This window comes from Paraburkholderia terricola (genome assembly GCF_003330825.1).
Lineage (GTDB): Bacteria > Pseudomonadota > Gammaproteobacteria > Burkholderiales > Burkholderiaceae > Paraburkholderia > Paraburkholderia terricola.
Genome location: NZ_CP024942.1, coordinates 1,108,652 through 1,134,103, shown reverse-complemented (window position 1 = coordinate 1,134,103; position 25,452 = coordinate 1,108,652). Strand labels below are relative to the sequence as shown.

The window sequence follows — 25,452 nt, the reverse complement described above, 5'->3', positions numbered from 1 at the left end:
TGCCGCCGACCGGCACATCACGCGCTAAAGAAAACGCCCCATCCGCCGATAACACGCAAGAGCTAATACCGCACGCCCACCGCCCATGCCTTTGCCTATCGTGATCGCCGATGATTCGCTGCTTGCCCGCAAAGTGCTCACCAAGGCATTGCCGCCGGACTGGGATGTCGACGTGTCGTACGCGTCGAACGGACGCGAAGCGCTGCGCCTCTATCGCGAAGGCAAGGCGTCGGTGATGTTCCTCGACCTGACGATGCCGGACATGAACGGCTACCAGGTGCTCGAAGCGTTGCAGCATGAGGATCTCAACACATTCGTCATCGTCGTGTCCGCCGATGTTCAGCCGATGGCCCAATCGCGCGTGCGCGCGCTCGGCGCCGCCGCGTTCATCGCCAAGCCGGTGACGCCCGCGGCGGTACTTCCGATCCTCAAGGAGTACGGGTTGTATGTCTGAGCGAGCCCTCACTGAAGATCAGCGCGACGCGCTGCAAGAGGTCGCCAATCTGGCGATGGGCCAGGCCGCGACGCGTCTCGCGCGGCTGCTCGATGCGTTCATCGAATTGTCGGTGCCGCGCGTGCGGGTGGTCGGCGTCAGCGAAGCGGCGCAAACGCTGCGCGAGATGACCGGCATTCAGGACACGGTGAGCGCGGTGCGCCAGGGCTTTCGCTCGGACATCAAGGGCGAGGCGCTGGTGATCTGCCGCAGCGACAGCATCGAGCAATTGTGTTCGCTCGTCAGCGATCCGTACTCGCGTTCGGCCTACGAGGCGGTGAGCCAGCAGGAACTCGTGTTCGACGTCGCCAACGTGCTGACGGGCGCGTGTGTGTCCAGCATTCTCGACCAGCTCGGCCGCACGCCGGTGTTCTCGGCGCCCGGCCTGCTCGGCGAGGCCATGACGCTCGAGGAAGTGTTTCAGCCGGGCGTGCTGCAATGGGAAGTGGCATTGCTCGTCGAAGTGAACTTCGCGCTCGAGGACCAGAGTTTTCGCGCGCACCTCGTGATGTTGATGGCCGAAGAATCGATTCGCCATATGAACGGAGCGCTCGACGCGCTGTTGTCCAGCCTATGACTGTGTCCGTGGATTCGCTCAGCGATCTCGTGGTTGAACGTGTCGGCTTCGGCATCTTCGTGCTCGATCGCGAGATGAACGTGCTCATGTGGAACCGCTTCATGCAGGACCACAGTGGCTTGCCCGCGGAGCAGATGGTCGGCAAGTCGCTCTTCACGCACTTTCCGGAACTGCCGCGCGTGTGGCTCGCGCGCAAGATCGAAAGCGTGTTCCAGCTCGGCAGCTTCGCGTTCAGTTCGTGGGAGCAGCGCCCGTATCTGTTCAAGTTCGATCACGACCGGCCGATCACGGGCGGCGTCGATTTCATGCAGCAGGACTGCACCTTCATGCCGCTCATGCGTGATCGCGAAGTGGTGGCCGTGTGCGTGACCATCTCCGACGTCACGCACGTGAGCATCGTGCAGCGCGAACGCGAGGAGGCGGTCGCCAAGCTTCAGGAATACGCGGACCGCGACGGTCTCACGGGCATCGCCAACCGGCGTTTCTTCGAAGCGCGCCTGCGCGACGAATACACGCGCTGGCAGCGCTACGGCGGCGACATGTCGGTGCTGCTGTTCGATCTCGATCACTTCAAGAAGATCAACGACCAGTTCGGCCACGGCGTCGGCGATACGGTGCTGCGTGTCATGGCGCAGCGGGTCGCCGGGGTGGTGCGGGCCCAGGACACGTTCGGGCGTTTCGGCGGCGAGGAGTTCGCGTTGCTGTTGCCCTGTACGCCGCTCGACGACGCCATGCGGGTCGCCGAAAAGATCCGCTGCACGATCGCCGATACGCCGGTCGAAGTGCAGGGCACGAGCGTGCCGGTGACGGCGAGCGTCGGCGTGGCGGCGGCGCGCGTGGGCGCGCCGGCCTACGACGTGCTCATCAACGAAGCCGACGCCGCGCTTTACAGCGCGAAGCGGCAAGGGCGCAACCGCTCGGTGGCGTTCGTCTGACGGCGCGGCGTTTGCGTGCGTGGCGGGTGCCGTAAGCCGACACCCTGCACAAGGGTAGTATCGCGCTACGGCCGGACGGCCTTTCGGTCGTGCTCGGCTTCCAGCCCTGTATTGACCCCGCGATTCTGCGGCATCTCAGAAACGTTGCTATACTTTTCGCCGTTTCCGGCGTCCCTGCCGGGTGTTTCGCGCGTGTCCGCGCGCGCGGGCCGCGTGCCCTGCGGGTAGGCATTAAAACTTCTTGAACGCCTTTCAGCGGGCGCCTCCAGCGGAGATCGTCTTGGCTGTTTCCAATCTTGTCGTGGACGATACAGAAATCGACGCCGCTGCCGCCACCTCCGGCAGCTCGTTCTATATCGCAATGCGCATCCTGCCGGCCGCGCAGCGCGACGCGATGTATCAGGTCTACGCTTTCTGCCGCGCCGTCGACGACATCGCCGACAGCGATCTGCCGCGCGCCGAACGCGCCGCCGCGCTCGAGCGCTGGCGCGCCGACATCGACGCGTGCTACGCCGGCGCGCCGCGCGCTTCGTTGCGCGCGCTGACGCGGCACATTCACACGTTCCATCTGCAACGCGAGGATTTCCACGCGATGATCGACGGCATGGCGATGGACGCCGCCGCCGACCTCTGCGCGCCCAACGAAGCCACGCTCGACCTCTACTGCGACCGCGTGGCAAGCGCGGCGGGCCGTCTATCGGTGAGGATATTCGGGATGCAGGACGAGCCGGGCCGCCTGCTCGCGCACCATCTCGGCCGCGCGCTGCAACTCACCAACATCCTGCGTGATATCGACGAAGACGCCGGCATCAACCGCTGCTATCTGCCGCGTGAGTTGCTGGCGCGCGAAGGCATCGCCATCGAGAGCCCGGCGCAGATCGCCGACGACCCGTCGCTGCCGCGCGTCTGCGCGACGCTCGCCGAGCGCGCCAAGGAACACTTCGCCGCCTCCGACGCCATCATGAACCGCGAGCCGCGCGCTCAGGTGCGCGCGCCGCGCATCATGTCGGGCGTCTATCGCGTACTGCTCGATCGCACGCTCGATCGCGGCTTCGACATTCCGCGCACGAAGGTCAGCAAGCCGAAGCTGCGCATGCTGTGGATCGTCGCGCGTTACGCGTTCTTCTGACCTGATGCAAAAGCTCGTACATGTGGTCGGCGCGGGCCTCGCCGGCCTCGCCGCCGCGGTGCAATTGCAGCGGCGCGGCGCGCAAGTCGTGCTGCACGAGGCCGCCGGCCAGGCGGGCGGGCGCTGCCGTTCGTACTACGACGCCAAGCTGGGCGCGACCCTCGACAGCGGCAATCACATGGTGCTGTCGGGCAACGCCGCCACGCTCAACTACGCGCGCGCGATCGGCGCCGCCGACGAACTCGTCGGCCCGGCGCAGCCCGACTTTCCGTTCGTGGATCTCGCGACGCGGGCGCGCTGGACCGTGCGGATGTCGCCGGGACGCCTGCCCTGGTGGATCTTCGATCCGAATGCGCGCGTGCCCAATACCGGGCCGGGCGAGTACCTGTCGCTGATACCGCTGCTGTTCGCCAAGCCCGGACGCCGTCTCGTGCAGACCATGTGCTGCAATGGCCCGTTGTGGGACCGTCTGCTGCGGCCGCTATTTCTCGCGATGCTGAACGTCGAGCCACGCGAGGCGTCGGCCGAACTCACGAGCGCGATGGTTCGCGAAACGCTGCTTGCCGGCGGCCTCGCGTGCCGGCCTCTGATGGCGCGCAACGGACTCGGCAGTGCGTTCGTCGATCCGGCACTGCGGCTGCTGCAACACGGCGGCGCGGCGATCCGGCTCGGCTCGCGTCTGCAAGAGATGGCGTTTGCCGCCGATAACCGCCGCGTGCACGCGCTGAATTTCGCGGACGAGACCATCGCGATCGAAGCGAATCACGCCGTGATTCTCGCGGTGCCGCCGCAGACCGCGCAGACGCTCGTGCCCAACGTGCGCACGCCGAATCGCTTCGCGGCGACGCTCAGCGTGCACTTCGCCGTCGAGCCGCCATTCGGCTTGTCGCCGGTCACGGCGCTGCTGAACGCCACGGCCGACTGGCTGTTTGCGTTCGACGGCCGCGTATCGGCGACCGTCTACGCCGCTGACCGCCTGCTCGACACACCGCAAGAAACGCTGGCGCAAACCGTCTGGGCCGAAGTGGCCCAAGCCGCCAACCTGCCGGCCGAACCGATGCCGCCGTGGCAAGTCACGCTGGAAAAACACGCGACATTCGCCGCGCTGCCGGATCAGGAAACGCTGCGTCCCGGCACGCGTACTCGCTGGAACAATTTGATGCTCGCGGGCGACTGGACGGCCACCGGCCTGCCCGCGACGATCGAAGGCGCGATCCGCTCCGGCCAGAAGGCCGCGGACACGCTGCTGAATCAACCGATGGAACGCCGATGAACGATTTATCCCAAGCCCAGCAGTTGGGCGCCGTCCCGCCAGAATTCGCCACCGAGCCGGCGCTCGATGCGCCCGCCGCCGCGCCGCAAGCGGCTGTAGAGCATGCCTCGCCCGATGTTTCGCTCGACGCCGCCCTCGACGCCACGATCACGCGCGCCACCGATGCGATTCTCGCCGCGCAGAAACCCGACGGCCACTGGGTCTACGAACTCGAAGCCGACGCGACGATTCCCGCCGAATACGTGCTGCTCGTCCACTATCTCGGCGAAACGCCGAACGTGGAACTGGAGCAGAAGATCGCGCGTTATCTGCGCCGCATCCAGTTGCCCAACGGCGGCTGGCCGCTTTTCACCGACGGCGCGCTCGACATCAGCGCGAGCGTGAAGGCGTATTTCGCGCTGAAGATGATCGGCGACCCCGTCGACGCCGAGCACATGGTCCGCGCGCGCGAGGCGATTCTCGCGCATGGCGGCGCGGAACAGGCGAACGTGTTCACGCGGATTCTGCTCGCGCTGTTCGGCGTGGTGTCGTGGCGCGCGGTGCCGATGATGCCCGTCGAAATCATGCTGTTGCCCATGTGGTTTCCGTTCCATCTGTCGAAGGTGTCGTACTGGGCGCGAACCGTGATCGTGCCGTTGCTGGTGCTGAACGCGAAGCGGCCCCTCGCGCGCAATCCGCGCCGCGTGCGCATCGACGAATTGTTCCGCGGCGCGCCGGTCAACACCGGCATGCCGGCGCGCGCGCCGCATCAGCATGTCGGCTGGTTCCGCTTTTTCCGTGGCGTGGACGTGCTGCTGCGCGCGGTCGACGGCCTGTTCCCGCATCCGCAGCGCGAACGCGCGGTGCGCGCGGCGGTCGCTTTCGTCGATGAACGGCTGAACGGCGAGGACGGCCTCGGCGCGATTTTCCCGGCAATGGCCAACTCGGTGATGATGTACGACGCGCTCGGCTATCCGGCCGATCATCCGAACCGCGCGATTGCCCGCCAGTCGATCGAAAAACTGCTCGTCGTCAAGGATGACGAGGCGTATTGCCAGCCTTGTCTGTCGCCGGTATGGGACACGTCGCTCGCCGCGCACGCATTGCTCGAAACCGGCGAGGCGCGTGCCGAACAGGCGGCCGAGCGCGGGCTCGCGTGGCTGCGTCCGCTCCAGATTCTCGACGTGCGCGGCGACTGGATCTCGCGCCGCCCGAACGTGCGGCCTGGCGGCTGGGCGTTCCAGTACAACAACGCGTATTACCCGGACGTCGACGACACGGCGGTGGTGGCGATGGCGATGCATCGCTCGGCGGCGCTCACGCAATCCGACGTCGACCGCGAAGCCATTGCGCGCGCGCGCGAATGGGTGGTCGGCATGCAAAGCAGCGATGGCGGCTGGGGCGCGTTCGAGCCGGAAAACACGCAGTACTACCTGAACAACATTCCGTTCTCCGATCACGGCGCGTTGCTCGATCCGCCGACCGCCGACGTGTCGGGCCGCTGTCTGTCGATGCTCGCGCAACTCGGCGAACTGCCGCAGGGCAGCGAGCCGGCGCAGCGCGCGTTCGCCTACATGCTGAAAGAGCAGGAATCGGACGGCAGCTGGTACGGCCGCTGGGGCCTGAACTACATCTACGGCACGTGGACGGCGCTCTGTTCGCTGAACGCCGCCGGCATGCCGCACGACGACCCGCGCATCAAGCGCGCGGTGCAGTGGCTGCTGTCGATCCAGAACGAAGACGGCGGCTGGGGCGAGGGCGGCGAGAGTTACAAGCTCGACTACCGCGGCTACGAGCGCGCGCCGAGCACGGCATCGCAAACCGCCTGGGCGCTGATGGGCCTGATGGCCGCGGGCGAGGTCAATCACGAAGCGGTGGCGCGCGGCGTCGCCTATCTGCGGCGCGAACAGCGCGAGCACGGCCTGTGGGACGAAACACGTTTCACCGCCACGGGTTTCCCGCGCGTGTTCTATCTGCGCTATCACGGGTATCGCAAGTTCTTCCCGCTGTGGGCGCTGGCGCGCTTCCGTCATCTGAAGCGCAACGGGCTCACGCGCGTCGCGGTCGGGATCTGACGGATGCCGCTTTCGACAACGCCGTCAACCGAGGCGGGCGGCGGCAGCTTGCCGGTGATCTTCGTGACGGGGATGGCGTTCGAGGCGCGCATCGCGCGCGGCCAGGGCGTGGAGGTGGTCTATGCGGCGCGCGCCGATCTGCTCGAGCGCGCGTTGAGCGCGGCGGTCGCGCGCGGCTGTTCGGGGATCGTCAGTTTCGGCACCGCGGGCGGTTTGGCGCCGGATCTGGCGCCGGGCGCGCTGATCGTCGCCGAGGCCGTCGAGGGACCGTTTGGACGTCTGGCGACCGATCGTCCGTGGGCTGACAGGCTCGCCGCCGCATTCGCCAGCGGGCCGCTGGCGGCGCGTCTACGGCGCGGCCTCGTGGCCGCTGTCACCGCACCGTTGGTGAGCGCGGACGACAAGCGCGTGCTGCATCGTTCGAGCGGCGCGTTGGCGGTGGATATGGAATCGCACATTGCCGGCGCGACCGCCGCCGCGCATGGCGTGCCGTTCGCCGTGTGCCGGGCCATCGTCGATCCGGCGTGGCGCACGTTGCCGTCGGCCGCCACGGCCGGTCTGCGGGACGACGGCAGCACGGCGCTCGCGCCGATTCTGCGGGAATTGATGCGGCAACCGTCGCAGATCGGAGCACTGATCCAGGTCGCCGCCGATGCGCGGGCCGCGCGGACTTCGCTGGTGCAGGCCCGGCGCGCGATGGCCGTGGCTGGCGCGTTGCTGCCGACAGCAGGCTGAAGCGGCTGCGAGCCGGAGCCGAGCCGCCGCGACGTCGAGCTGATCGAGCGCGTTTTCTTTCCCACGCTGCGCCGCATGCGTAGGCCGCAATTCTTCTAGGTTCTGTCCTGTCTCCGTGGTGCGCTCATGTGAAGCGCACCACGGCGGCGCATTGCACGCCGCTACCGAATCGTTACTGCGCCGCGGGCGCGGCGGCCGGCTGTTTCTCACCGACCGGCGCAACTTGGGGTGCCGGCGCAACCTCTCCTGACGCGCCCGCGGGTGCCGCGGCCGGCGTCGCCGGCGTTACGCCCGCTGCGCCGCTGGCGGGCGCAGGCGCGTCGCCGGGATCGGTGTAGTTAGGCACCCCCGCCGGAGCGCCTGTGGCGCTTCCCGAGGCTGCGTTCGGGGCTTCTGCCGTATCGCCCGGGTCGGCGTAGTTCGGCAGGCCGGCGGGCGCACCGGCGGCCGCGCCCTTGGCCGGGATCGCCGGCGTGCCGGAATCGCCCTGGTCCTCGTAGTCCGGCAGCGGCGCGGCGTTGTCGCCCGTGCCGCGCAGACGCGCCCGGCGCTGCTGCGTGTACGCATCGCGCACGAACGAGTATTTGTCCAGCGCGGCCTGTTGCAGCAGATCGGTCGCGCCCAGCAGGTCGGAGCGCACGCTCACGAATTGCAGCACGTACAGCGGATTGCGCTCCGCCGGCTCGATGTAGTTCAACGGATTGAATTTCACATCGACCACGAGACCCATGCTGTCGCGCACCGTGCTCGGGCCGAACAGCGGCAGTACGAGATACGGGCCCGACGGAATGCCCCAGTGGCCGAGCGTCAGCCCGAAGTCCTGATGGTGTTTCGGCAGGCCGGCCGGCGTCGCCCAATCGAGCAGACCGCCCAGGCCGAAAGTGGAATTGAACGCGAAGCGGACGAGGTCTTCCGTCGCGTCGGTGATCTTCAATTGCAACAGGGCGTTGGCGGCGTTGCTCAGGTCGCCCAGGTTCGAGAAGAAGTTGCTCACGGCGGTGCGCAGCGGCTGCGGCGTGACCTTCTGATAGCCCTTTGCAACCGGCACGGCGATGTAGCGGTCCACCCCGTCGTTGAAGTTGAACACGGCCCGGTTCACCGGTTCGAACGGGTCGCCCGGCTTGCGGTCGGGGCCGGTCGCGCAGCCCGAGATCAGACCGGTGGCGGCGAGCGCCAGCACGGTGGTACGCAGCTTCATTCTGATATTCCTTTGTGCTTCGCGCGACGGGCGCGCGGCTTGCCCATCAGCACGGGTTGGAACACCACCGCGCCGATCAGTGTGCAAAACAACGAGAGCGCCAGCAGGCGTCCCATGCTCGAGGTTCCCGGATGATGCGACAGCCAGAGGCTGCCGAATGCGGTCGCGGTGGTCGCCGCGCTGAACAGCACCGCGTGCGTGAGGCTCGATTGCAAGAGGCCGGTTTGGCCGTTGCGCCACGCCATCACGAAGTAGATCTTGAATGCGACGCCGACCCCCAGCATGAGCGGCAACGCGATGATATTCGCGAAGTTCAGCGGCATGCCGAACACCACGCACAGTTCCAGCGTGACGAGCGCCGACACCAGCAGCGGCACCAGCGTGCGCAGCATGTCGCCGAAGCGCCGCAGCGCGATCCACAGCAGGATCGCGATCGACAGCAGCGCCCAGCCCGCCGCCTGCAGGAACGCCTTGATGATCGTGTCCGCCGAATGCAGGATCGAAATCGGCCCGCCGATCGCGCCGGGCTCCGCCTTCTTCACCGCATGGGCGAAGCGGGCGAGCATCGCGTCGTCGTTCGGATCGGTGCCGGCCTGGACCTTCGGCGCGATGTCGACCAGCGCGCGGCCGTCTTTCGAGATCCAGCCCGCCGAGATTTCCTTGGGCAGGTTCTCGCGAGTGATCTGAGTCGGCTGCAACAGATTTTCCAACTGCTTCAGCGCGATGCGCAGCGGCTCGGACATCGCGGTTTCGGCGCGCTCGCGCACGGCGGCGTCGGCGGCGGCCAGCTTTTGCAGCGTCGCCGACAGATGCTTGGCCTCGGCGGCGCCGGGGCCCGGATGGTCCTCGGCGGCGAGCGCGAGCTGATTCGACGCGCGCTTTAACGCCGCGACGCGCAGCGCGTCCGTGGCTTGCGGCGCGGGGGTCTGCTGCAACGCGGGCAACAGTTGCTGCGCGGCGCTCGCGACCAGCATCAGCTTTTGCTGCTGCTCGGTGGGAATGAACGTGTCGAGCGTGGTGACGCGGCCCACTTCCGGCAGCGTGCGCAAATGCGCGGCCATGCGGTTGGCGTCGGCTTGCGAGGCGGCGAGCGCATGCACGTTGTTGACGGCGGCTTCCGGCGAATCCTTCAGCGAGATCAGCGTCGCCATGGACTCCGTATGCGGGTCTTTCAGATGCAGCGGGTTGAAGTCGAAACGCAAGTGCGCGAGCAAGGGCGTCGCGCCGAGCACGACGATCAGCGTGCCGATCAACACCGGCTTGCGGTTTTGATCGAGGAAATCGTCGACGGGAGCAAGTTGCTTGAAGCCCGGCGAAGCGGGTTCGCCCGGTGGACTGAAGACTTTCAGCAGCGCGGGCAGCAACGTCATGTTGGTGAAGTACGCGACGAACATGCCGACGCCCGCGATCTCGCCCAACTCCGACACGCCGCGATAAGCCGTCGGCAGGAACGAGAAGAAGCTCAACGCGACGGCGACCGCCGCGAGCGTGAGCGGCACGCCGATGCTGTGCGACGTGTGCATGAGGGCCGCCGAAAGGCGGTCGTCGCGATTGCGCTCCTCACGATACTTGACCCCGAACTGCACGCCGAAATCGACCCCGAGTCCGACGAACAGCACCATGAACGCGACCGAGATCATGTTGAGCGCGTCCACCAGCATCAGGCCGAGCGCCGCGGTGATCGCGAGCCCGACGAACAGCGTGATGAACACGGCCGCGATCATGCGGCCCGAGCGCAGCGCGAGCCACAAGATGATGAGAACGACAATAAACGTGCCGATGCCGTTGAGCACCGCGCCGTCCTTGACCGAGGCGAATTCTTCGTCGGCGAGCGGCTGTTCGCCGGTCAGGCGGACGGTGGCGCCATAGCGTGAGTCGAGGTGCAGCGAGGCGGCGGTGTCGCGGATCGCCTTCGACGCGCTCGCGCCCGGCTCCAACGCGTCGTAATTCACAACCGGCTGCACGACGACGAAAGCGCGCGCCGGATGGGTGGCGGCGCTCTTGTCGACCAGCGCGCGCCACGAGAAGGCGGCCGGCTGGCCGGCCAGTACGCGATCGAGCGTGGTCGCGCTTTGCGCCAGCAGATGGCTCATGTCGGCGAGCTTCACCTGGCCGAGTTGAAGCGGCAGCAACAGGCTCGTGGTGAGCGTGCCGGCGAGGCCGGTCAGGCTCGGATCGTGCGCAAGGGCGTTGACGAGCGGGCGCGACTGAACGAGTTGCGAAGTGGTCGACAGGACTTCTTCGGTTGACGGAAACAGCAGGCCGTTGTGTTCGAAGAACGGACCGCCCGCTGGCTGCGAAACCGCCACGAACTCCTTCGGATCGGCTTTGAGCGCGGCGGTGAGCGCGCCAGCCGCGGCGTCGGCGAATTCGGGAGCGCGCGCTTCGACCACCACCAGCACGGTTTCGCCGCGATCCGGGAAGGCCTCGCTCATGGCATGTTCGAGCGCCGACCATTGCGGGTCCGTCTCGATGAGACGGCTGATGTCCGTGTTGATCTTGAAGTGATGAGCGACGTAGATGCCGCTCAAAACGGCGAGCACGAGCGACAGGGCGATGATCCATAGCGGATGACGCACCGAATAGGCGACGAGACGGACGATGGATGACTTCAGCATGTAGGCGAGACGGGCCTTATCGCGGGTGTTGTTCTTGACGAAAGAGCACAAGTATACAGAGCCGAAGCGATCTGACTCAGGTTCGTCGGCAACCGTTGGCAACCCGGCGCAACAAATCGAGGTAGCAAATGCGGCTCCCGGTCCGGCCATGCCGAGCGGGAACGCAATATCGGTATACTGGTCTATCCTGTTTTCGCCGCGGACTTGCGAACTTCGCGGCGCTGACTTCTTCCAGTTCTGGCGAGCGTATGAAACGTTATCTGTCTGCTTTTCTGGCTGCGGCCGTGGTGTCCACGGCGGCCTATGCGCAAAGCGCGCCCGATGCGTTGGTGAAGAGTGCCGTCGAGGGCACGGTGAGCGCCATGAAGGCCGATCCGCAGGCGCGCGGCGGCGACATGGCGAAGATCACCCAGCTGGTCGAAACGCGGTTCGTGCCGGCAACGGACTTTCAGCGCACCACGCGCATTGCTGTCGGAAAGGCCTGGAGCACCGCGACGCCCGAGCAGCAAAAGCAGTTATATGAGCAATTCACGCTGCTGCTCGTGCGCACTTACGCTTCCTCGCTTTCGCAGCTGCGCGATCAGGATGTGAAGTTCAAGTTCTTGCCGGCCAATGTTCCGGCCGGCGCTAGGGACGTCGTGGTGCAGTCGCATGTACTCAGTCGCGGCGGCGACGACGCCATCGACTACCGGCTGACCAAGGGTCCCTCCGGCTGGAAGATTTACGACATCAACATGATGGGCGCCTGGCTGATTCAGGTCTATCAAACGCAGTTCGCCGATCAGCTTTCGAAGGGCGGGGTCGACGGGCTGATCAAGTTCCTGGCCGCGCACAATGCGCGCGGCGCAGGTTAGGCCCTCTTCCTTGGCTGCAGATAAAAAAGCGCGGTGGCTTTGATTGCCACCGCGCTTTTTTTATAACCCTTTATAACCCCTATACGGGGCGGCGCGACACCGCCCCTGAACCAACCCTCTCAGTGCGCAGTAGCCGTCTGCACCTTCTTGCCCTTGCCGCTGCGCTGAATCTCTTCCAGCTTGATCTCGACGTGGCGGGAAAACACGTAATCGGCGGGGCGTTGCTTGTCCAGCGGAATGTCCTTGGTGAACGCGCCTTCCGTTTTCGGACCGCGCAAGCTGACCTTGAGTGCCTTCAGCGGATGCGCCACCGTGTCCATCACGGCCGTTGCCTCGAAGCCGCAGTGCACCATGCAGTCAGCGCACTTCTCGTAGTTGCCGGTGCCGTACTTTTCCCACTCCGTGGTTTCCATCAATTCCTTGAAGGTCTTCACATAGCCTTCGCCGACCAGATAGCACGGCTTTTGCCAGCCGAACACGGTACGCGCCGGGTTGCCCCACGGCGTGCATTCGTAGGTCTGGTTGCCGGCCAGGAAGTCGAGGAACATGGCCGACTGGCTGAACGACCAGTTCTTGCCGTTGTTGCCGCGCTTGAAAATCTCGCGGAACAAATGCTTGGTCTTGTCGCGGTTCAGGAAGTGCTGCTGATCCGGCGCGCGTTCATACGCATAGCCCGGCGAAACGGTGATGCCGTCCACGCCCATCGGACCGACCGTATCGAAGAACGCGGCCACGCGTTCCGGCACGGCGTCGTTGAACAGCGTGCAGTTGATGTTCACGCGGAAACCGCGGCGCTTGGCTTCCTTGATCGCCGCGACCGCCTTCTCGTAGACGCCGTCCTGCGAGACCGAGTGATCGTGCATCTGCTGGTCGCCGTCCAGGTGAACCGACCAGACGAAGTACGGATTCGGCTCGTAGTCGTCCATTTTCTTTTCCATCAGCAGCGCATTCGTGCACAGGTACACGAACTTCTTGCGCGCGATGATGCCCTTCACGATCTGCGGCATTTCCTTGTGCAGCAACGGCTCGCCGCCTGCGATCGACACCACCGGCGCGCCGCATTCGTCGACTGCGCCCAGGCACTCTTCCAGCGACAGGCGCTGATTCAGGATGGGATCCGGATAGTCGATCTTGCCGCAGCCATTGCAGGCGAGATTGCAGCGGAACAGCGGTTCCAGCATCAATGCGAGCGGGTAGCGTTTGTTGCCTGAGAGATGCTGACGCATGATGTATGCGCCGACCCGAACTTTCTGTAGCAGCGGAATAGACAAGACGTCCTCCTTAAACTTCGCGTGCAGCGAGTGGTTGCATCAGCTTCGATGGCAACTTGAATTCGACTTTTTCTTCACGGCCCGCCATCGTCGTGACATCGACAGGCCCCAATGCGCTCAGCGCATCGATCACGTTCTTCACCATCTCTTCCGGCGCCGAAGCGCCCGCCGTGATGCCGACGGTCTGCACGTTGGCAAACCATTCCGGCTTCACTTCCGAACCGTCGGCGACGAGATAACTCGCCACGCCGCTTTCGCTGCCGATCTCGCGCAGCCGGTTCGAGTTCGAACTATTGGTTGCGCCCACCACGAGCAGCACGTCGACCTGCTTGCTCAACTCGCGCACCGCCGCCTGGCGATTTTGCGTGGCATAGCAGATGTCGCGCGTATCGGGACCGACGATGTCGGTAAAACGGCGCAGCAGGGCGTCGATGATGCCGCGGGTATCGTCCACCGACAGCGTGGTTTGCGTCACATAAGCGAGCGGCGTGTCGAGCGGCAGGTCGAGATGCGCGACTTCGGCTTCGCTCTGCACCAGCAGCACCTTGCCCGGGATCTGGCCGATCGTGCCTTCCACTTCGGGATGCCCGGCGTGGCCGATCAGAATCAGCGTGCGCCCCGCGCCCACATACTGGCGCCCTTGCACGTGCACCTTGGTGACGAGCGGGCAGGTCGCGTCGAGCACGTCGAGGCCGCGTGCCTCGGCGTCGCGTTCGACGGTTTGCGCGACACCGTGAGCGCTGAAGATCGCCACGGCGCCTTGCGGCACTTCATCGAGTTCCTCGACGAAGCGCGCGCCCTTCTGGCGCAGATTGTCGACCACGTGCCGATTGTGGACGATCTCGTGGCGCACATACACGGGCGCGCCGTGTTGCTGTAGCGCGCGATCGACAATCTCGATTGCACGAACAACGCCCGCACAAAAGCCCCGGGGTTGAGCAAGGATGACTCGCATAAGTTGGCGAACTCCGACTGACGCGGGATTCGAAGAAGCCGGTAAATCTGACTTTATCGCCGCGATCATCTAATTAGTTGACGTCTTGAACGCCGGCGCCATGCCGCCGGGTAGCAAAACCAAACGCGCATTCTAACGCTATCAGGCCGGCTTTGCTTTGCCAGGCCCGCCAGGCGTTGGGCGCACGCCGCAGTGGAGCGGTTGCCGCCAGGCGGCATATTGGCTGCGCGCGCGGCAATGCGCGGCAATGATTACACGCTGCACCGGATTATCGGAACCCTTAAACTACGTGGTCCCGCGGCGCGGTTTCGCGGCCGCATTACAGACTGGAATCGAGGCTCGCTGGATGGACGTCGATCAATACGAAAACTTTCCGGTCCCGAGCGTGTTGCTGCCGAAGGCGCTGCGCGCGCCCGCCGGCATTCTCTATCAGGTGGTGCGCACCGCCGCCGACATCGTGGACGAAGGCGACTGGAGCGCGGCCGAGCGGCACGCGCGCCTTGCCGACTTCCGCGCCGGTCTCGACGCGGTGGCGGCGCGCCGCGCCGCTCGCGTGCATCCGCTGCTGTTCGGCAAGCTGGCCGGCGTGGTGGCGCAATACAGGCTGCCGCTCGCGCCGTTGTACGACCTGCTGCTTGCGTGCGGGCAGGACATCGACGCCAACCGTTACGCCGACCGCGCCGCATTGCTCGATTATTGCCGGCATTCGGCGAACCCGATCGGGCATCTGCTGCTGCATCTGATGGACGCCGCCACGCCGGAGAATCTCGCCGACGCCGACGCGATCTGCACGGCGTCGCAGTTGATCAGCTTCTGGCTCGACGTCGCGGCCGACTGGAAACAGAACCGCCTGTATCTGCCGCTCGCCGATCTGCAGCGCTTTAACGTGACCGAGGCGCACATCGCCAACGGCGTCGTCGACGACGCGTGGCGCGAACTCATGGCGCACGAAGTCGCGTTCGCGCGCGAGATGCTGGTGCGCGGCGCGCCGCTCGCGTTGCGCATTCCGGGGCGGCTGGGTATCGAGCTGTGCGGCGCCGTCCACGGCGGCCTGCGCTTTCTGGAGCGAATCGAGGGGGCGGGCTACGACGTGTTTCGCGCGCGTCCCGAGCTCAACACGTTCGACTGGTGCGTCGTCGCGGTACGCACGGTGGTGATGCGCCTGTCGCGGCGCGTCGGCGGGCAAGCGCGTTCAATCGAGGGTAATGCTTAATGGCGGCGGTTCTGTTTCTTCTTTCGTGTCTTTCGCTGTTGATCTGGTGTCTGCTGCTGTTCGCGCGCGGCGGTTTCTGGCGCGCGCGTCCCGCCGCGCCGCTCGCGCTCGCGCCGCGCGAAACGTGGCCGGCGGTCGCCGCCGTGGTGCCCGCCCGCAATGAAGTCGACGTGATCGCCCAGGCGGTCAGCACGCTGCTTCAGCAGGACTATGCGGGCGATTTCCACGTGATCGTCGTCGACGACCACAGCACCGACGGCACCGCCGACGCCGCCCGTGCCGCCGCGCTGCAACTGCAATGCCCCGACCGCTTGACGGTGCTCGCCGCGAAACCGCTGCCGCCTGGCTGGTCCGGCAAGGTGTGGGCGCAGTCGCAAGGCATCGAGGCGGTGCGCACGCTCGGCGTGCCCGCCGACTTTCTGCTGCTGACCGACGCCGACATCGGCCATCCGGCGGATGCGCTCGCGCAACTCGTGGCTCGCGCGGATGCGGAACAGCGCGACCTCGTCTCGCTGATGGTGCGTCTGCGCTGCGATTCGTTCTGGGAAAAGGCGCTGATTCCGGCGTTCGTGTTTTTCTTCGCCAAGCTGTATCCGTTCGCATGGGTCAACAACCCGCGCAATCGCACGGCGGCGGCGGCGGGCGGCTGCATGCTGGTGCGCCGCGGCGCGCTGGAGGAAGCGGGCGGCATCGAGTCGATCCGTGCCGAGCTGATCGACGACTGCAGTCTCGCCGCGCGGATCAAGCATCGCGGCACGGGGCGTCATCCGATTCGTCTGGACGTGGCGGCGCGCAGCGTGTCGCTGCGTCCGTACGATAGCTGGCGTGACATCTGGAACATGATCGCGCGCACCGCCTTCACGCAGTTGCATTACTCGCCGCTGCTGCTGGTGGGCACGCTGGCCGGCATGACGATCATTTACCTGATGCCGCCCGTGGCCGCGCTCGTGCTCGGTCCGGTGGGCTGGCCCGCGTGGCTGGCGTGGGCGGCCATGTGCTGCGCCTACGCGCCGATGCTCGGCTACTATCGCCGCTCGCCGTTGTGGGCGCCGTTTCTGCCGCTGGTGGCATTGTTTTATGTCGGCGCGACGTTCGCGTCGGCGGTGCGCTACTGGCGCGGCAAGGGCGGGCAATGGAAGGCGCGCGTGCAGGCGCCGGTGCAGGAGCGTTGAGGCGTCGCGTCGCGGTTTGCGAAGAACGGCTTGAACGAAAAGCGGCGCCCGGGAGCGCCGCTTTTTCATCTCAACCCTTGGTGAGCATCATGTAAAGCTGGATCACCATGTCGGGCGAGAACGTGAACGGCACCCAGCCGTGGCCGGTGTGGCGCATGACCAGCAAACGGTCGCCATTCGACTGTTTTTGCACCGCCATGACCGGATTCCTGGTCGACACGAAGCGCCAACCCGGCGGGATGCCAGGCGGCGGCTCGGGCGTCATCGACGCGCGCGCGTTCGACAATTCCTCGATCAGCTTGCCGATCTGGTCAGCACGCAACGCGACCGTCTGGCCGCCGATCGTCATGGTGATCTCGTTCTGCGCGGGGCGATTGATTTCGAGCGTGGGCTGAAGCTGCGCGGCGGACTCCTCCACGGACGCCGGCGCTTGCTCCACGGCGGCAGGTGCGGGTGTCTCGGGGATGTTTTCGGCCTGCGGGGCCACGACAGCCTGAATGAGCTGATCGACGCCCGTTTCCAGTGCGCCGAGCTGTTCGTGAAGGTTCATGCGAGGTTTCTCTGGTAAGACCCGCGATTTTACCTGCTGCGCGTAGGCTTTTACCTGTCGCAACCACGTTGACGTTGTAACAAAATGCTGACGCCCGCGCCGGGTCGTGCGGCGCGGGCGTGATCGTTCATGCGCGCGTCAGCGCGTTTGTCAGGGCTTCAGGAAGCCGGCTTGCCGGAACCATTCGAGCGCATCGCTCAAGCCTTCACGATAGGGCCGCGCGCGATAGCCGAGTTCGCGTTCCGCCTTCGCCGATGTGAAGTACATCTTGTTCTTCGACATCTTCAGGCCGTCGACGGTGACGAACGGTTCGCGCTTCGTGAATCTCGCGACCGCTTCCGCGCCCATCGCGAGCGGATAGAGCGGCCAGCGCGGCAAGCTCAGCGTGGGCGCCTTGCGGCCGGTCAGCGCCGCAATGTCGGCGAGCATTTGCTGAAGCGGCAGATTCTCGCCGCCGAGCACGTAGCGCTCGCCGATCTTGCCGCGTTCGAGCGCGAGAAAATGGCCGGCCGCCACGTCGTCCACGTGCACGAGGTTCAGCCCCGTATCGACGAACGCCGGAATCTTGCCGAGCGCCGCCTCGACGATGATGCGCCCGGTCGGCGTGGGCTTCACGTCGCGCGGACCGATCGGCGTGGATGGATTGACGATTACCGCCGGCAGCCCGTCCTCGGCGATCATCCGCTCCACCGCGCGCTCGGCCAGCACCTTGCTGCGCTTGTACACGCCGATGGCCTGATCAGCCTTGAGCGGCGAGGTCTCGTCCGCGGACTGGCCCGAGCTGGTGACTTTCAGCGTCGCCACGCTGCTCGTATAGACGATGCGCTCCACGCCTTCGTGCAATGCCGCGCGCATGGTCGCTTCGGTGCCTTCCAGATTCGCGCGCTCGATTTCGCTTGGGTCCGGCGCCCACAGGCGATAGTCGGCGGCGACGTGCAGCAGGTAACGCACGCCGCGCAACGCGACGCGCATCGACGCTTCGTCGCGCATATCGCCCACGACGATTTCCGCGTCCAGCGCCTCGACGTTCTTGCGCGGACTGGTGGCACGCACCAGCACGCGCACCTTGAAACCCTTTTGTTGCGCGATGCGCGCCACCGACGAGCCGACGAAGCCGGATGCGCCGGTCACGAGCACGAGATCGCGATTCTGTTCGGACATTCTGTTTCCATTTCCCGCGTGACAGTCGACGGATTGTACGTGGCGCGCGCGCCGCGTGTCGCGCGATGCGTGCCGGGCGCGTGCGCAAGGCAAACCGGCAAGCCGCCGAGCAAGCTCGCCGCGACGCGACTAGAATGCCGGCTTGAAAGTTTCGTGTAGCGAGGACGGCATGGCCCCGGATCTGGATCAGCGGATCGAAACATATTACGTGCGGGTGCGCGGCATCGTGCAGGGCGTCGGCTTTCGCCACGCGACCGTGCGCCAGGCTCACGCGCTCGGTATCAAGGGATGGGTGGCGAACCTCGACGACGGTTCCGTCGAAGCGATGCTGCAGGGTTCGGCCAATCAGGTCGACCGGATGCTGTCGTGGCTGCGTCACGGCCCGCCGGCGGCGCGCGTGACCGAGGTGGCCGGCGAGGAGCGCGCGACCGAAAAACGCTTCGAGCGTTTCGAGCAGCACTGAGCGGCCATTACGAAGATCCGTAAAGGCAAAGGCGGCGGGCCATCGGGTTGATGGCCTGCCGCGTTAGTGTTTGAGCGTCCCGCGTCTCGGAAGCGCTGACCGCCTATTGGCCTATTGCGCTACCAGCAAACTCTCCGCGAATCCCCATTCCTTTTCGACCCACTGATGGGTACACGCGAAGCCGGCATCGTCGGCGATCGGGTGCATTTCTTCCGCGCGATATTTGTGGCTGCTCTCGGTCCAGATGGTTTCGCCCGCCTTGAGCGACACCGTCAACTCCGCCGCGCCCACGCGCACGATGAGGTCGCGTGTGGCGCGCAAATGCATCTCGATGCTGCGCGCGTCGGGGTTGAAGCGTGCGACGTGCTCGAACGCATCGAGCGGGAAATCGCCGTCGAGTTCGCGATTGATGCGCGCGAGCAGATTCAGATTGAACGATGCCGTCACGCCGATCGAATCGTCATAGGCCGCGATCAGCACCGGCGTCGGTTTGATGAGATCGGTGCCGAGCAGCAGCGCGTCGCCGGGCGCGAGCATGGTGCGGATATCGCGCAGAAAACGCGTCGCAGCGAGTCTGCCGAAATTGCCGATCGTGCTGCCCAGAAACAGCACGAGCAGCCTTTCGTCCGCCGCGCGTTTCTTGCTGACTTCGGCGAGACCGGCCAGGTAATCGCGTTCATAACCGACGATCGAAATCCGCTCGATGTCGCCGAGTTCGCGCCTGCACAACTGCAACGCGCTGCGAGAAATTTCAATCGGACAGTAAGAAGTAGGGCGCTTTTTACACAGTGCTTCCAGAATGCGCCGTGTTTTACGGCCGCTGCCGCTGCCGAGTTCGGCGACCGTCACGTCATGCGGCAAATGGGCGACGATGTCGGCGGCATGCCTCGCGAGCAGTCGCTCCTCGGCGCGCGTCACACCGTATTCGGGCAGCACGGTGATGACCTCGAACAGCGCGGAGCCTACTTCGTCATACAGATACTTCGACGGCAGCTCTTTCTGCGGCGTATGGGTGAGTCCCGCGCGGACCTCGGCGGCGAAGGCTGAGCGCAGGTCGGGGGATGCGTCGTGCGAGAGGGCTGGCTGGGTCATGCTGGCTCCAGTAGTCACATTCGATGAGCAGGATTGCTGGCCGGGCGGCGGCATGCGGATTCGACGAAACGTTGATGCATGCCGCAGGGAAAGAAGGGGCTCGGTCCGTGTTGACCATGTTGTAGCCGGCCCGGCTCGTTGAGGTGGCAAATGCGTTCAAACGGCGTTGCAAACGAAGTCGAGAAGCGTGTCGTCGGCAAACGATGCCGCGACAGACCGTCTAGCAAGATTCGCGCTTGAGGCATGGCGCGCGACGTTGCGGGTGAAATGTCTCCGATTCGCCCATCGCGCGTGAAGTTATGTTCTAGTGCATCGACGCGCGATGCGCACGAAATAAATTGCGGCCTGCGGCTCGACAACGCGCGAAGCGGCAAGCGGATAACCCGTCTAGAATGCCGCTTGCCTCGTGATCTGTCGAATACATCCAATGACAACAATAGCCGCCGGACCGCGCGATGTTGCGCTGCACACATCCGCGTTCGCGCCTGCGCGCGCATCGCATGCGCAACGGTTCGCGCGATGAACCAGTACGACCTCAGACGCGGTATCGCATTGTCGGTGGGTGCATCGGCGATGTTCGCCTTGCTCTCGGTTTACGCGAAACTGCTCGCGCCGCTGAGCGGCCTCGACATATTCGCGTGGCGCATCGTGTGGACCGTGCCCGGCGCGCTGTTGCTGATCGTGCTACGCCAACGCATGCCGATTTTCCGGCAACTTGTTTACCGCATGGTGACCGAGCCGAAGATTGCCGCCGCGATGGTCGTGAGCGCCGCGCTGCTCGGCGCGCAACTGTGGGTGTTTCTGTGGGCGCCGTTACATGGCCGCATGCTCGAAGTCTCGCTCGGCTATTTCCTGTTGCCGCTTGCGATGGTGCTGGTGGGGCGCTTCTACTATCGCGAGCGCCTCGACGGCTTGCAGTGGCTCGCCGTTATCTGCGCCGCCGTGGGCGTGGGTCATGAACTGTGGATGACACGCGCTTTTTCGTGGCCCACCTTGCTCGTCGTGCTCGGCTATCCGCCGTATTTCGTGTTGCGCCGCAAGATCCAGCACGATTCGCTCGCGATCTTCACGGTGGAGATGGCGCTTCTGTTGCCGGCGGCGGCGGTCTTTATCGTCAGCGGCGATTCGCTGACGGTGATCGGCGGCCGCCTCGACATGTGGTGCCTGTTCTTGCCGGGCCTCGGCGCGCTCAGCACCCTTGCGCTGGCTTCGTACCTGAAGGCGAGCCGTCTGTTGCCGGTCGCATTGTTCGGCGTTCTCGGCTATGTCGAGCCCGTGTTGCTCGTGCTCGTTTCGATCACGTTGCTCGGCGAAACACTGCGCGCCGAGCAATTGGCCACCTATATTCCGATCTGGATCGCGGTCGCGCTGACCGCCTTGCATAGCGTGCGGCTCGTTCGGCTCGCGCCGACCTAGGACTTCGCCGGGTCCTGCCGCGTTGCTCAACGATGCGCCGCCGCATGATCCGCATTGATGCGAGTCGGGCCGACTTGCGCCTCGATCGCTTCGCGCAGCGCAGGCCGCCAGCCGAAAGCGAACAGCGCTTCGGCGAGAACGAATAGCGGGCCGATCAACAGGCCGATTACGTCGTCGACGAACGCCGGCTTGCGATGTTCGTAGGCCACGTGACCGATGAACTGAAATACCCAGCCGACCACGAAGAGGCCGATGCCGGTGGCGAGCCACATGAGCGTGGATTGCGCGCCGAGCCACTGGCCGAACGCAACGCACAGCACCGACACGAGCGCCATCATCACGCCGAGCGGCGCGTCGAGCACGAGGTAATAGACGGTCGCCGCGCCAAACAAGATCCACGCCGGCGACAACGCAAACGGTAGCGCGCCGGCGGCGAATGCGGGCCGGCTCGACAACACCCCGAGAGCCAGCACGATTAGCGGAATACCGATGAAATGAGTGGCGATGTTGCGCCGGTCGCGATGATAGGCCGCGTATTGCGTAAGCTGTTGCGTCAGCGTTCTCATGGATGCCGCTCCTTTGTCAAAGTCAGCATAATCGCGGGCGGCGGAATTTGAAACCATCGGTTAGCCGACAATCGGACAGGGACGTCGTCGCATGACTGCGAGATTTGCATCGAATGAGCTTGCCGCGTTGCTTGCGCGCAGCGCGTGGTTTCGCTCCGCGCCTGCCGCCATGCGGGCACCGTTGCTGGAAGCGGGCCGCGTCGAACATCTCGCGCCGGGCGAGCGGCTCTTCACACGCGGCGATTTCGACGATGGCCTCTATTGCGTGCTCGACGGCCTGATGAGAATCGGCGCGGCCAGTGCGAGCGGCAAGGAAGCGTTGCTCGCCGTGATCGAGCCGGTGAACTGGTTCGGCGAGATCGCGTTGTTCGACAATCGCGCGCGAACCCACGACGCGCATGCCGAACGCGATTCCGCGCTGTTTCATGTGCCGCGCGCCGCGCTCGGCGCATTGCTCGAACGCACCCCGAGTACTGGCACGCGTTCGGTTTGCTGCTGACGCAAAAGCTGCGCCTCGCCTTCGATGCCATTGAAGAGGCGGCCTTGCAGCTTGTCGCGCGCCGTGCCCAGACGTTCGATGAGTGCGCCGAGGCGCGCGTGATCGGCATGCGCGTTTCGTCGGTGAGCGGGTGATCGAACGCGAGCATCGCCTTCGTCAGCGTGCCTTTGCGAGCGTGCGCTGCCTCAACGGTCCGATCAGTGCTGCCGGAAGCGTCGAGATCAGTGTATGCAGCGTGAAATCGACGTCGTCGCGCGCAATGTCGAGCTCCACGCGAATTTCTTCGCGGACGGTTTCCATGCTGACGACATACACGCCAAGCGGGGAGTGAAGCAGTGCGCGCAGATGCGTTGCTGGAAGTTCGCGCGACGAGTGCGGCAGCGTTACCTGCAAGCGGGCGCGCGACGAGCGGAAGGGAATGACGTTGTTATGCTGAACCGGCGGCGCGCTGAGCGGCTGCGCGGCGAAGCTGTTGTTCGATTGGGTGAGAGCCATATGACGCGGCATGGGTTGATGCCGTGGTGAGTCGAGACAGTGTCAGATTAGATGCATGCGAGTAAACGCAGCGCAAAAATTGCGGGGCTCGCCGCAAAAATCATGCGGTCGCCGCGTTGGTCGGCTTCACGGAATTGCGTGTCGAACGCGCATGAAAAAAGGCGAGTCGTCAGACTCGCCCCTCCCTGAACGGCACAGCTCAGCCTGAGTTATTTACGTCTGCGTGGCCGCTGCGTGCCGAAACCGTACACGTGTTATTGCGTTTTCGTCGTGTCGGTCGTTGCGCCGTCGGTTTTTACCGGGGCAGTGCTGGCCTCGTTCGCGCTCTCCGTCTTGTCCTTGGCAGCGCCGGTTTCAACGGTCTTCTTCGTGGCTTTATGCGTCTTTGCCTTGTGCGTGGTGGAGGTCTTTTTCACATGCGCCTTGCTCGCGGCCTTCGTGGGCGCTTTGCTCGTGGCGGTGCTTTCGTCCGCGGCGCCGGTTTGCGCGGCGGTGTTCGCCTTCAGATTCGCCTGACCGGCGGCTTGCGTTTGCGCGGGTTGTGCGGATTCGGTGGTCGACGGTGCGGCCGTTTGTGCAAAAGCGGTCGACACGAGCAGGGCGGAAGCAACAGCGGTGAAAAGCGTCTTCATGGTGTAACTCCTGTTTTAACCGATCTAACCGATTGGTTCTTCGGTCTTACGGTGGTTTCGTCTTCGGCGGCCGAACTGGAATGTTCAGCGCTGCCGGTTTAACGTTGACCGGAAGACAGGAGTTGACGGCGCCGTGGTGACAAAACGTAAGCTATGAAACAGGTTGGATCAGGGCGAAGGCGGCGCGCGTCTTTCCGCCTTCGCGTGACCGTCGCGGCGAGCGCGTTATTGAAACGGGTTCCGCACGACGCCCGGTTTCGCATCCGGCTCGTCTTTCACTTTCGCGGGCAATTGGCTGTCCGCCTGCAATGCGGCGACGATCGCGTCCACCGCGTCCTTCAGCGCGAGCGCCGCCTTCAGTCCACGCTGGTCCCTGGTCAGTTCGAGCGTGCCGTTCACGACGACGCGCGTGGTGCCGTTGCTCACGGTCAGCGCGTCGCCCTGAATGTTGAGCACGTCGTCATCGTTCGAATAGGGTTTAAACACCTTTCAGTCCTCCCGGTCGCTGATCCTTGAGATTCTTCGGTATGCCCGGAAAGCGGATGCCCGATGCCGCTTCGAGTTCGTGAATCGTCCTGATCTCGTAACGGCTGGTCGAGACATTCTCCACCACCACGGCGAACGCCAGTTGCCGCGAAGGCACATAAATGGCCTTGAATAACTGCGTCGGCACGAACACGCGCGTCGGCCCGATGGTCTGCAACTGCTGGCCGCTGAAAATCGGCCCGGTGACCACGTAGGTATCGTCATACGACATGGCGATCTTGCGCACCGCCGTTTCGATGCGCGACCACAAGCGCTGATTGTTCTCACGGTTTTGCGGCACGACGTTCGCCAGCGAGAACGATTGTGCCATCGCTTGCTGATTCCAGCGATTGCCCGCCGGACTCATATGACCACGATCGAAGCCGCTGCGTTTGTAGTCCGCGAGCGTCGCGCCTTCGCCGTCGGGCAGACGCCTGTCCTCGAAGAATTTGTTGGTGCGCACCATGTCTTTCGCGGCTTCGATGTGGTCGCGCGTCAAAAGCTCGGCGGACCACAGCGGACCGTGCGTGATGCCCGAATGCAGAACCGCGAAATCGCTATAGCAAAGCATGCGCGCTTTCGGCGCCATCTTCTGATTGATCAGAACCGGCCATTGCGCATTCGGTGTGAACTGGGTGCAGGAAGACGCCGCGCTCGCGTGAGCGGCGACGGCGAATAACAGACAGGCAAACCACTTCTTCATGTGTCAGTCAGTCGAGGGGATTGGGGGCGCAAGTATAGCGTCGCGACTCCGAATCGAGCGGCGCTGAACGCGGAAAAAAGGCGGGGGAACGCGGTGGCGGGAAGGGAAGCGGGCGTGCAGCGCGAACAATCCTGCGCATGCGCCGCACAAAAAAAACGGGCCGCTTTTCAGCGACCCCAATGCGTGGATTTCCGACTCTACGCACGTCAGCTTAAATCGAGCTTAAACACATGGAGAACGGAGCATGACGTATCGCCCGGCGAGCGAATGCGCGCGCTTGCGCGCATTCGTGGACGTGAGCGGGAATTTCGACCGAATGGAAGAAAGCGCCGGATATTAATTTCCGAATACGCTGTGTTCAGCGTGGACCGTTTGACGATCGACCGCTTGCAGGCGCCAGAAGCCGCTGGTTTTTGCGCGCGTCGGCAAGGCAGTCCATGCGGCGGCGCCTTGCGCCGCGCTCACGCGCTGCTTGCGGTCGACGTGCAAGCCGCGCAGCGTGCACAGCGGCGCATCCGTGCTGGGCGCACAGAGCGTGGTGACGCCGTCTTCATCGTGCAACTCGCCCCACGGGGGCAGATCGATCCCCTGATGTGCTTCTCTCGACCACCGATGTTCGTCGGTATCGAGCCATAGCACAGCGTAATCGTGGTTCACGGTGGGATCGGAACCGTTGATCAGGATGGTCAGTCGCATGGCAGTTCCGTGCAATTACAGAGTGGGGCTTTAAGAGTCTACGTCGCTGCGCGTGTTATGCAAGCCGGGTGTGTGAGCGGCGCACAAAAAAATGCGGACGCCATGAAGCGCACGGCTGTACGATTGCCGCGTCGTCATCGTCGTTCGCGCAGCCGAGCCATGCGGGCATCGATTTCT

The 25,452-nt window shown here is 64.9% G+C and carries 25 protein-coding genes and 1 pseudogene; 13 read left to right on the top strand and 13 right to left on the bottom strand.

The genetic code is table 11. The features are described 5' to 3' along the window. The first annotated feature begins 85 nt into the window (after positions 1-85). The 7 genes from CUJ90_RS23685 (at position 86) to CUJ90_RS23655 (ending at position 7,196) form a co-directional block, all read left to right on the top strand. Positions 86-454, top strand: a complete 369-nt coding sequence (locus CUJ90_RS23685; RefSeq protein WP_073429651.1) for a response regulator — start codon at positions 86-88, stop codon at positions 452-454. Then, positions 447-1,070 carry a chemotaxis protein CheC gene (locus CUJ90_RS23680; protein WP_073429652.1) on the top strand — a complete coding sequence of 208 codons (624 nt, stop codon included), beginning with the start codon at positions 447-449 and terminating at the stop codon, positions 1,068-1,070. Before CUJ90_RS23685 ends, CUJ90_RS23680 begins: the two co-directional genes overlap by 8 nt. After that, positions 1,067-2,005 (top strand): sensor domain-containing diguanylate cyclase, encoded by a 939-nt coding sequence (locus tag CUJ90_RS23675; RefSeq protein ID WP_073429653.1) that lies wholly within the window; start codon positions 1,067-1,069, stop codon positions 2,003-2,005. Before CUJ90_RS23680 ends, CUJ90_RS23675 begins: the two co-directional genes overlap by 4 nt. 280 nt (positions 2,006-2,285) lie before the next feature. Beyond that, on the top strand, positions 2,286-3,134 hold the full coding sequence (gene hpnD, locus CUJ90_RS23670) for a presqualene diphosphate synthase HpnD (RefSeq protein ID WP_073429654.1): 849 nt from the start codon (positions 2,286-2,288) through the stop codon (positions 3,132-3,134). A gap of 4 nt (positions 3,135-3,138) precedes the next feature. Then, the gene (gene hpnE, locus CUJ90_RS23665) at positions 3,139-4,407 is read left to right on the top strand and encodes a hydroxysqualene dehydroxylase HpnE (protein WP_114164052.1); all 1,269 of its coding nucleotides are present in this window, start codon (positions 3,139-3,141) and stop codon (positions 4,405-4,407) included. Beyond that, positions 4,404-6,461, top strand: coding sequence for a squalene--hopene cyclase (gene shc / locus CUJ90_RS23660; protein ID WP_114164051.1), 2,058 nt, complete (start codon positions 4,404-4,406; stop codon positions 6,459-6,461). The genes hpnE and shc overlap by 4 nt, the downstream gene beginning before the upstream one ends. 3 nt (positions 6,462-6,464) lie before the next feature. Beyond that, the gene (locus CUJ90_RS23655) at positions 6,465-7,196 is read left to right on the top strand and encodes a phosphorylase (protein WP_114164050.1); all 732 of its coding nucleotides are present in this window, start codon (positions 6,465-6,467) and stop codon (positions 7,194-7,196) included. A 172-nt stretch (positions 7,197-7,368) separates the two neighbouring features. Here CUJ90_RS23655 and CUJ90_RS23650 read toward each other — a convergent pair whose 3' ends face one another. Next, positions 7,369-8,394 (bottom strand): MlaA family lipoprotein, encoded by a 1,026-nt coding sequence (locus CUJ90_RS23650; protein WP_114164049.1) that lies wholly within the window; start codon positions 8,392-8,394, stop codon positions 7,369-7,371. Continuing rightward, the gene (hpnN, locus tag CUJ90_RS23645) at positions 8,391-11,012 is read right to left on the bottom strand and encodes a hopanoid transporter HpnN (protein WP_114164686.1); all 2,622 of its coding nucleotides are present in this window, start codon (positions 11,010-11,012) and stop codon (positions 8,391-8,393) included. Before hpnN ends, CUJ90_RS23650 begins: the two co-directional genes overlap by 4 nt. A 248-nt stretch (positions 11,013-11,260) precedes the next feature. On the opposite strand from hpnN, the gene CUJ90_RS23640 reads away from it, so the two are divergent. Beyond that, a complete protein-coding gene (locus CUJ90_RS23640) occupies positions 11,261-11,866 on the top strand; it encodes an MlaC/ttg2D family ABC transporter substrate-binding protein (protein WP_114164048.1) in 606 nt (201 codons plus the stop codon). A gap of 119 nt (positions 11,867-11,985) precedes the next feature. On the opposite strand, the gene hpnH is transcribed toward CUJ90_RS23640, so the two are convergent. After that, entirely contained in the window at positions 11,986-13,137 is a 1,152-nt protein-coding gene (gene hpnH / locus CUJ90_RS23635) for an adenosyl-hopene transferase HpnH (protein WP_073429660.1), read from the bottom strand. 10 nt (positions 13,138-13,147) lie between these two features. After that, entirely contained in the window at positions 13,148-14,092 is a 945-nt protein-coding gene (gene ispH / locus CUJ90_RS23630) for a 4-hydroxy-3-methylbut-2-enyl diphosphate reductase (protein WP_073429661.1), read from the bottom strand. A gap of 346 nt (positions 14,093-14,438) precedes the next feature. On the opposite strand from ispH, the gene hpnC reads away from it, so the two are divergent. Both hpnC and CUJ90_RS23620 read left to right on the top strand, forming a co-directional pair. After that, positions 14,439-15,305, top strand: coding sequence for a squalene synthase HpnC (gene hpnC / locus CUJ90_RS23625; RefSeq protein ID WP_083081889.1), 867 nt, complete (start codon positions 14,439-14,441; stop codon positions 15,303-15,305). Beyond that, a complete protein-coding gene (locus CUJ90_RS23620) occupies positions 15,305-16,477 on the top strand; it encodes a glycosyltransferase (RefSeq protein WP_114164047.1) in 1,173 nt (390 codons plus the stop codon). The genes hpnC and CUJ90_RS23620 overlap by 1 nt, the downstream gene beginning before the upstream one ends. Before the next feature lie 70 nt (positions 16,478-16,547). On the opposite strand, the gene CUJ90_RS23615 is transcribed toward CUJ90_RS23620, so the two are convergent. Both CUJ90_RS23615 and hpnA read right to left on the bottom strand, forming a co-directional pair. After that, the gene (locus CUJ90_RS23615) at positions 16,548-17,027 is read right to left on the bottom strand and encodes a hypothetical protein (RefSeq protein WP_073429664.1); all 480 of its coding nucleotides are present in this window, start codon (positions 17,025-17,027) and stop codon (positions 16,548-16,550) included. A 150-nt stretch (positions 17,028-17,177) separates the two neighbouring features. Beyond that, entirely contained in the window at positions 17,178-18,188 is a 1,011-nt protein-coding gene (gene hpnA / locus CUJ90_RS23610; RefSeq protein WP_073429665.1) for a hopanoid-associated sugar epimerase, read from the bottom strand. A gap of 169 nt (positions 18,189-18,357) precedes the next feature. On the opposite strand from hpnA, the gene CUJ90_RS23605 reads away from it, so the two are divergent. Continuing rightward, a complete protein-coding gene (locus CUJ90_RS23605) occupies positions 18,358-18,651 on the top strand; it encodes an acylphosphatase (protein ID WP_073429666.1) in 294 nt (97 codons plus the stop codon). 111 nt (positions 18,652-18,762) lie between these two features. Here CUJ90_RS23605 and egtD read toward each other — a convergent pair whose 3' ends face one another. Continuing rightward, on the bottom strand, positions 18,763-19,743 hold the full coding sequence (gene egtD, locus CUJ90_RS23600) for an L-histidine N(alpha)-methyltransferase (protein ID WP_073429667.1): 981 nt from the start codon (positions 19,741-19,743) through the stop codon (positions 18,763-18,765). Between the two features lie 519 nt (positions 19,744-20,262). Between egtD and rarD the strand changes: the two genes are divergently transcribed. Next, entirely contained in the window at positions 20,263-21,159 is an 897-nt protein-coding gene (gene rarD, locus CUJ90_RS23595; protein ID WP_114164046.1) for an EamA family transporter RarD, read from the top strand. Between the two features lie 26 nt (positions 21,160-21,185). On the opposite strand, the gene CUJ90_RS23590 is transcribed toward rarD, so the two are convergent. Continuing rightward, entirely contained in the window at positions 21,186-21,725 is a 540-nt protein-coding gene (locus CUJ90_RS23590) for an Mpo1 family 2-hydroxy fatty acid dioxygenase (RefSeq protein ID WP_083081895.1), read from the bottom strand. Positions 21,726-21,816: 91 nt separating this feature from the next. On the opposite strand from CUJ90_RS23590, the pseudogene CUJ90_RS23585 reads away from it, so the two are divergent. Beyond that, positions 21,817-22,289, top strand: a pseudogene (locus CUJ90_RS23585) (Crp/Fnr family transcriptional regulator); the annotation flags it as partial. Positions 22,290-22,380: 91 nt separating this feature from the next. Here the strand turns inward: CUJ90_RS23585 and CUJ90_RS23580 are convergent. The 5 genes from CUJ90_RS23580 to CUJ90_RS23560 all read right to left on the bottom strand — a co-directional run bounded on the left by CUJ90_RS23580 (position 22,381) and on the right by CUJ90_RS23560 (position 25,275). Next, on the bottom strand, positions 22,381-22,719 hold the full coding sequence (locus CUJ90_RS23580; protein ID WP_114164685.1) for a hypothetical protein: 339 nt from the start codon (positions 22,717-22,719) through the stop codon (positions 22,381-22,383). Between the two features lie 254 nt (positions 22,720-22,973). Then, positions 22,974-23,351, bottom strand: coding sequence for a hypothetical protein (locus tag CUJ90_RS23575; RefSeq protein WP_114164045.1), 378 nt, complete (start codon positions 23,349-23,351; stop codon positions 22,974-22,976). Between the two features lie 225 nt (positions 23,352-23,576). Continuing rightward, positions 23,577-23,837: a hypothetical protein gene (locus CUJ90_RS23570; RefSeq protein WP_073429671.1), complete on the bottom strand. Its 261-nt coding sequence runs from the start codon at positions 23,835-23,837 to the stop codon at positions 23,577-23,579. Further along, entirely contained in the window at positions 23,830-24,579 is a 750-nt protein-coding gene (locus tag CUJ90_RS23565) for a DNA/RNA non-specific endonuclease (protein WP_114164044.1), read from the bottom strand. The genes CUJ90_RS23570 and CUJ90_RS23565 overlap by 8 nt, the downstream gene beginning before the upstream one ends. A gap of 336 nt (positions 24,580-24,915) precedes the next feature. Continuing rightward, the gene (locus CUJ90_RS23560; RefSeq protein WP_073429673.1) at positions 24,916-25,275 is read right to left on the bottom strand and encodes a DUF3564 domain-containing protein; all 360 of its coding nucleotides are present in this window, start codon (positions 25,273-25,275) and stop codon (positions 24,916-24,918) included. Positions 25,276-25,452: the final 177 nt, after the last annotated feature.

What these genes read in the sequence shown, in the direction of transcription:
- CUJ90_RS23685 (WP_073429651.1), top strand. Translation starts at nt 86, where the DNA reads ATGCCTTTGCCTATCGTGATCGCCGATGATTCGCTGCTTGCCCGCAAA.
- CUJ90_RS23680 (WP_073429652.1), top strand. Translation starts at nt 447, where the DNA reads ATGTCTGAGCGAGCCCTCACTGAAGATCAGCGCGACGCGCTGCAAGAG.
- CUJ90_RS23675 (WP_073429653.1), top strand. Translation starts at nt 1,067, where the DNA reads ATGACTGTGTCCGTGGATTCGCTCAGCGATCTCGTGGTTGAACGTGTC.
- hpnE (WP_114164052.1), top strand. Translation starts at nt 3,139, where the DNA reads ATGCAAAAGCTCGTACATGTGGTCGGCGCGGGCCTCGCCGGCCTCGCC.
- shc (WP_114164051.1), top strand. Translation starts at nt 4,404, where the DNA reads ATGAACGATTTATCCCAAGCCCAGCAGTTGGGCGCCGTCCCGCCAGAA.
- CUJ90_RS23655 (WP_114164050.1), top strand. Translation starts at nt 6,465, where the DNA reads ATGCCGCTTTCGACAACGCCGTCAACCGAGGCGGGCGGCGGCAGCTTG.
- CUJ90_RS23650 (WP_114164049.1), bottom strand. Translation starts at nt 8,394, where the DNA reads ATGAAGCTGCGTACCACCGTGCTGGCGCTCGCCGCCACCGGTCTGATC.
- hpnN (WP_114164686.1), bottom strand. Translation starts at nt 11,012, where the DNA reads ATGCTGAAGTCATCCATCGTCCGTCTCGTCGCCTATTCGGTGCGTCAT.
- CUJ90_RS23640 (WP_114164048.1), top strand. Translation starts at nt 11,261, where the DNA reads ATGAAACGTTATCTGTCTGCTTTTCTGGCTGCGGCCGTGGTGTCCACG.
- ispH (WP_073429661.1), bottom strand. Translation starts at nt 14,092, where the DNA reads ATGCGAGTCATCCTTGCTCAACCCCGGGGCTTTTGTGCGGGCGTTGTT.
- hpnC (WP_083081889.1), top strand. Translation starts at nt 14,439, where the DNA reads ATGGACGTCGATCAATACGAAAACTTTCCGGTCCCGAGCGTGTTGCTG.
- CUJ90_RS23620 (WP_114164047.1), top strand. Translation starts at nt 15,305, where the DNA reads ATGGCGGCGGTTCTGTTTCTTCTTTCGTGTCTTTCGCTGTTGATCTGG.
- CUJ90_RS23615 (WP_073429664.1), bottom strand. Translation starts at nt 17,027, where the DNA reads ATGAACCTTCACGAACAGCTCGGCGCACTGGAAACGGGCGTCGATCAG.
- hpnA (WP_073429665.1), bottom strand. Translation starts at nt 18,188, where the DNA reads ATGTCCGAACAGAATCGCGATCTCGTGCTCGTGACCGGCGCATCCGGC.
- CUJ90_RS23605 (WP_073429666.1), top strand. Translation starts at nt 18,358, where the DNA reads ATGGCCCCGGATCTGGATCAGCGGATCGAAACATATTACGTGCGGGTG.
- egtD (WP_073429667.1), bottom strand. Translation starts at nt 19,743, where the DNA reads ATGACCCAGCCAGCCCTCTCGCACGACGCATCCCCCGACCTGCGCTCA.
- rarD (WP_114164046.1), top strand. Translation starts at nt 20,263, where the DNA reads ATGAACCAGTACGACCTCAGACGCGGTATCGCATTGTCGGTGGGTGCA.
- CUJ90_RS23590 (WP_083081895.1), bottom strand. Translation starts at nt 21,725, where the DNA reads ATGAGAACGCTGACGCAACAGCTTACGCAATACGCGGCCTATCATCGC.
- CUJ90_RS23580 (WP_114164685.1), bottom strand. Translation starts at nt 22,719, where the DNA reads ATGGCTCTCACCCAATCGAACAACAGCTTCGCCGCGCAGCCGCTCAGC.
- CUJ90_RS23575 (WP_114164045.1), bottom strand. Translation starts at nt 23,351, where the DNA reads ATGAAGACGCTTTTCACCGCTGTTGCTTCCGCCCTGCTCGTGTCGACC.
- CUJ90_RS23565 (WP_114164044.1), bottom strand. Translation starts at nt 24,579, where the DNA reads ATGAAGAAGTGGTTTGCCTGTCTGTTATTCGCCGTCGCCGCTCACGCG.
- CUJ90_RS23560 (WP_073429673.1), bottom strand. Translation starts at nt 25,275, where the DNA reads ATGCGACTGACCATCCTGATCAACGGTTCCGATCCCACCGTGAACCAC.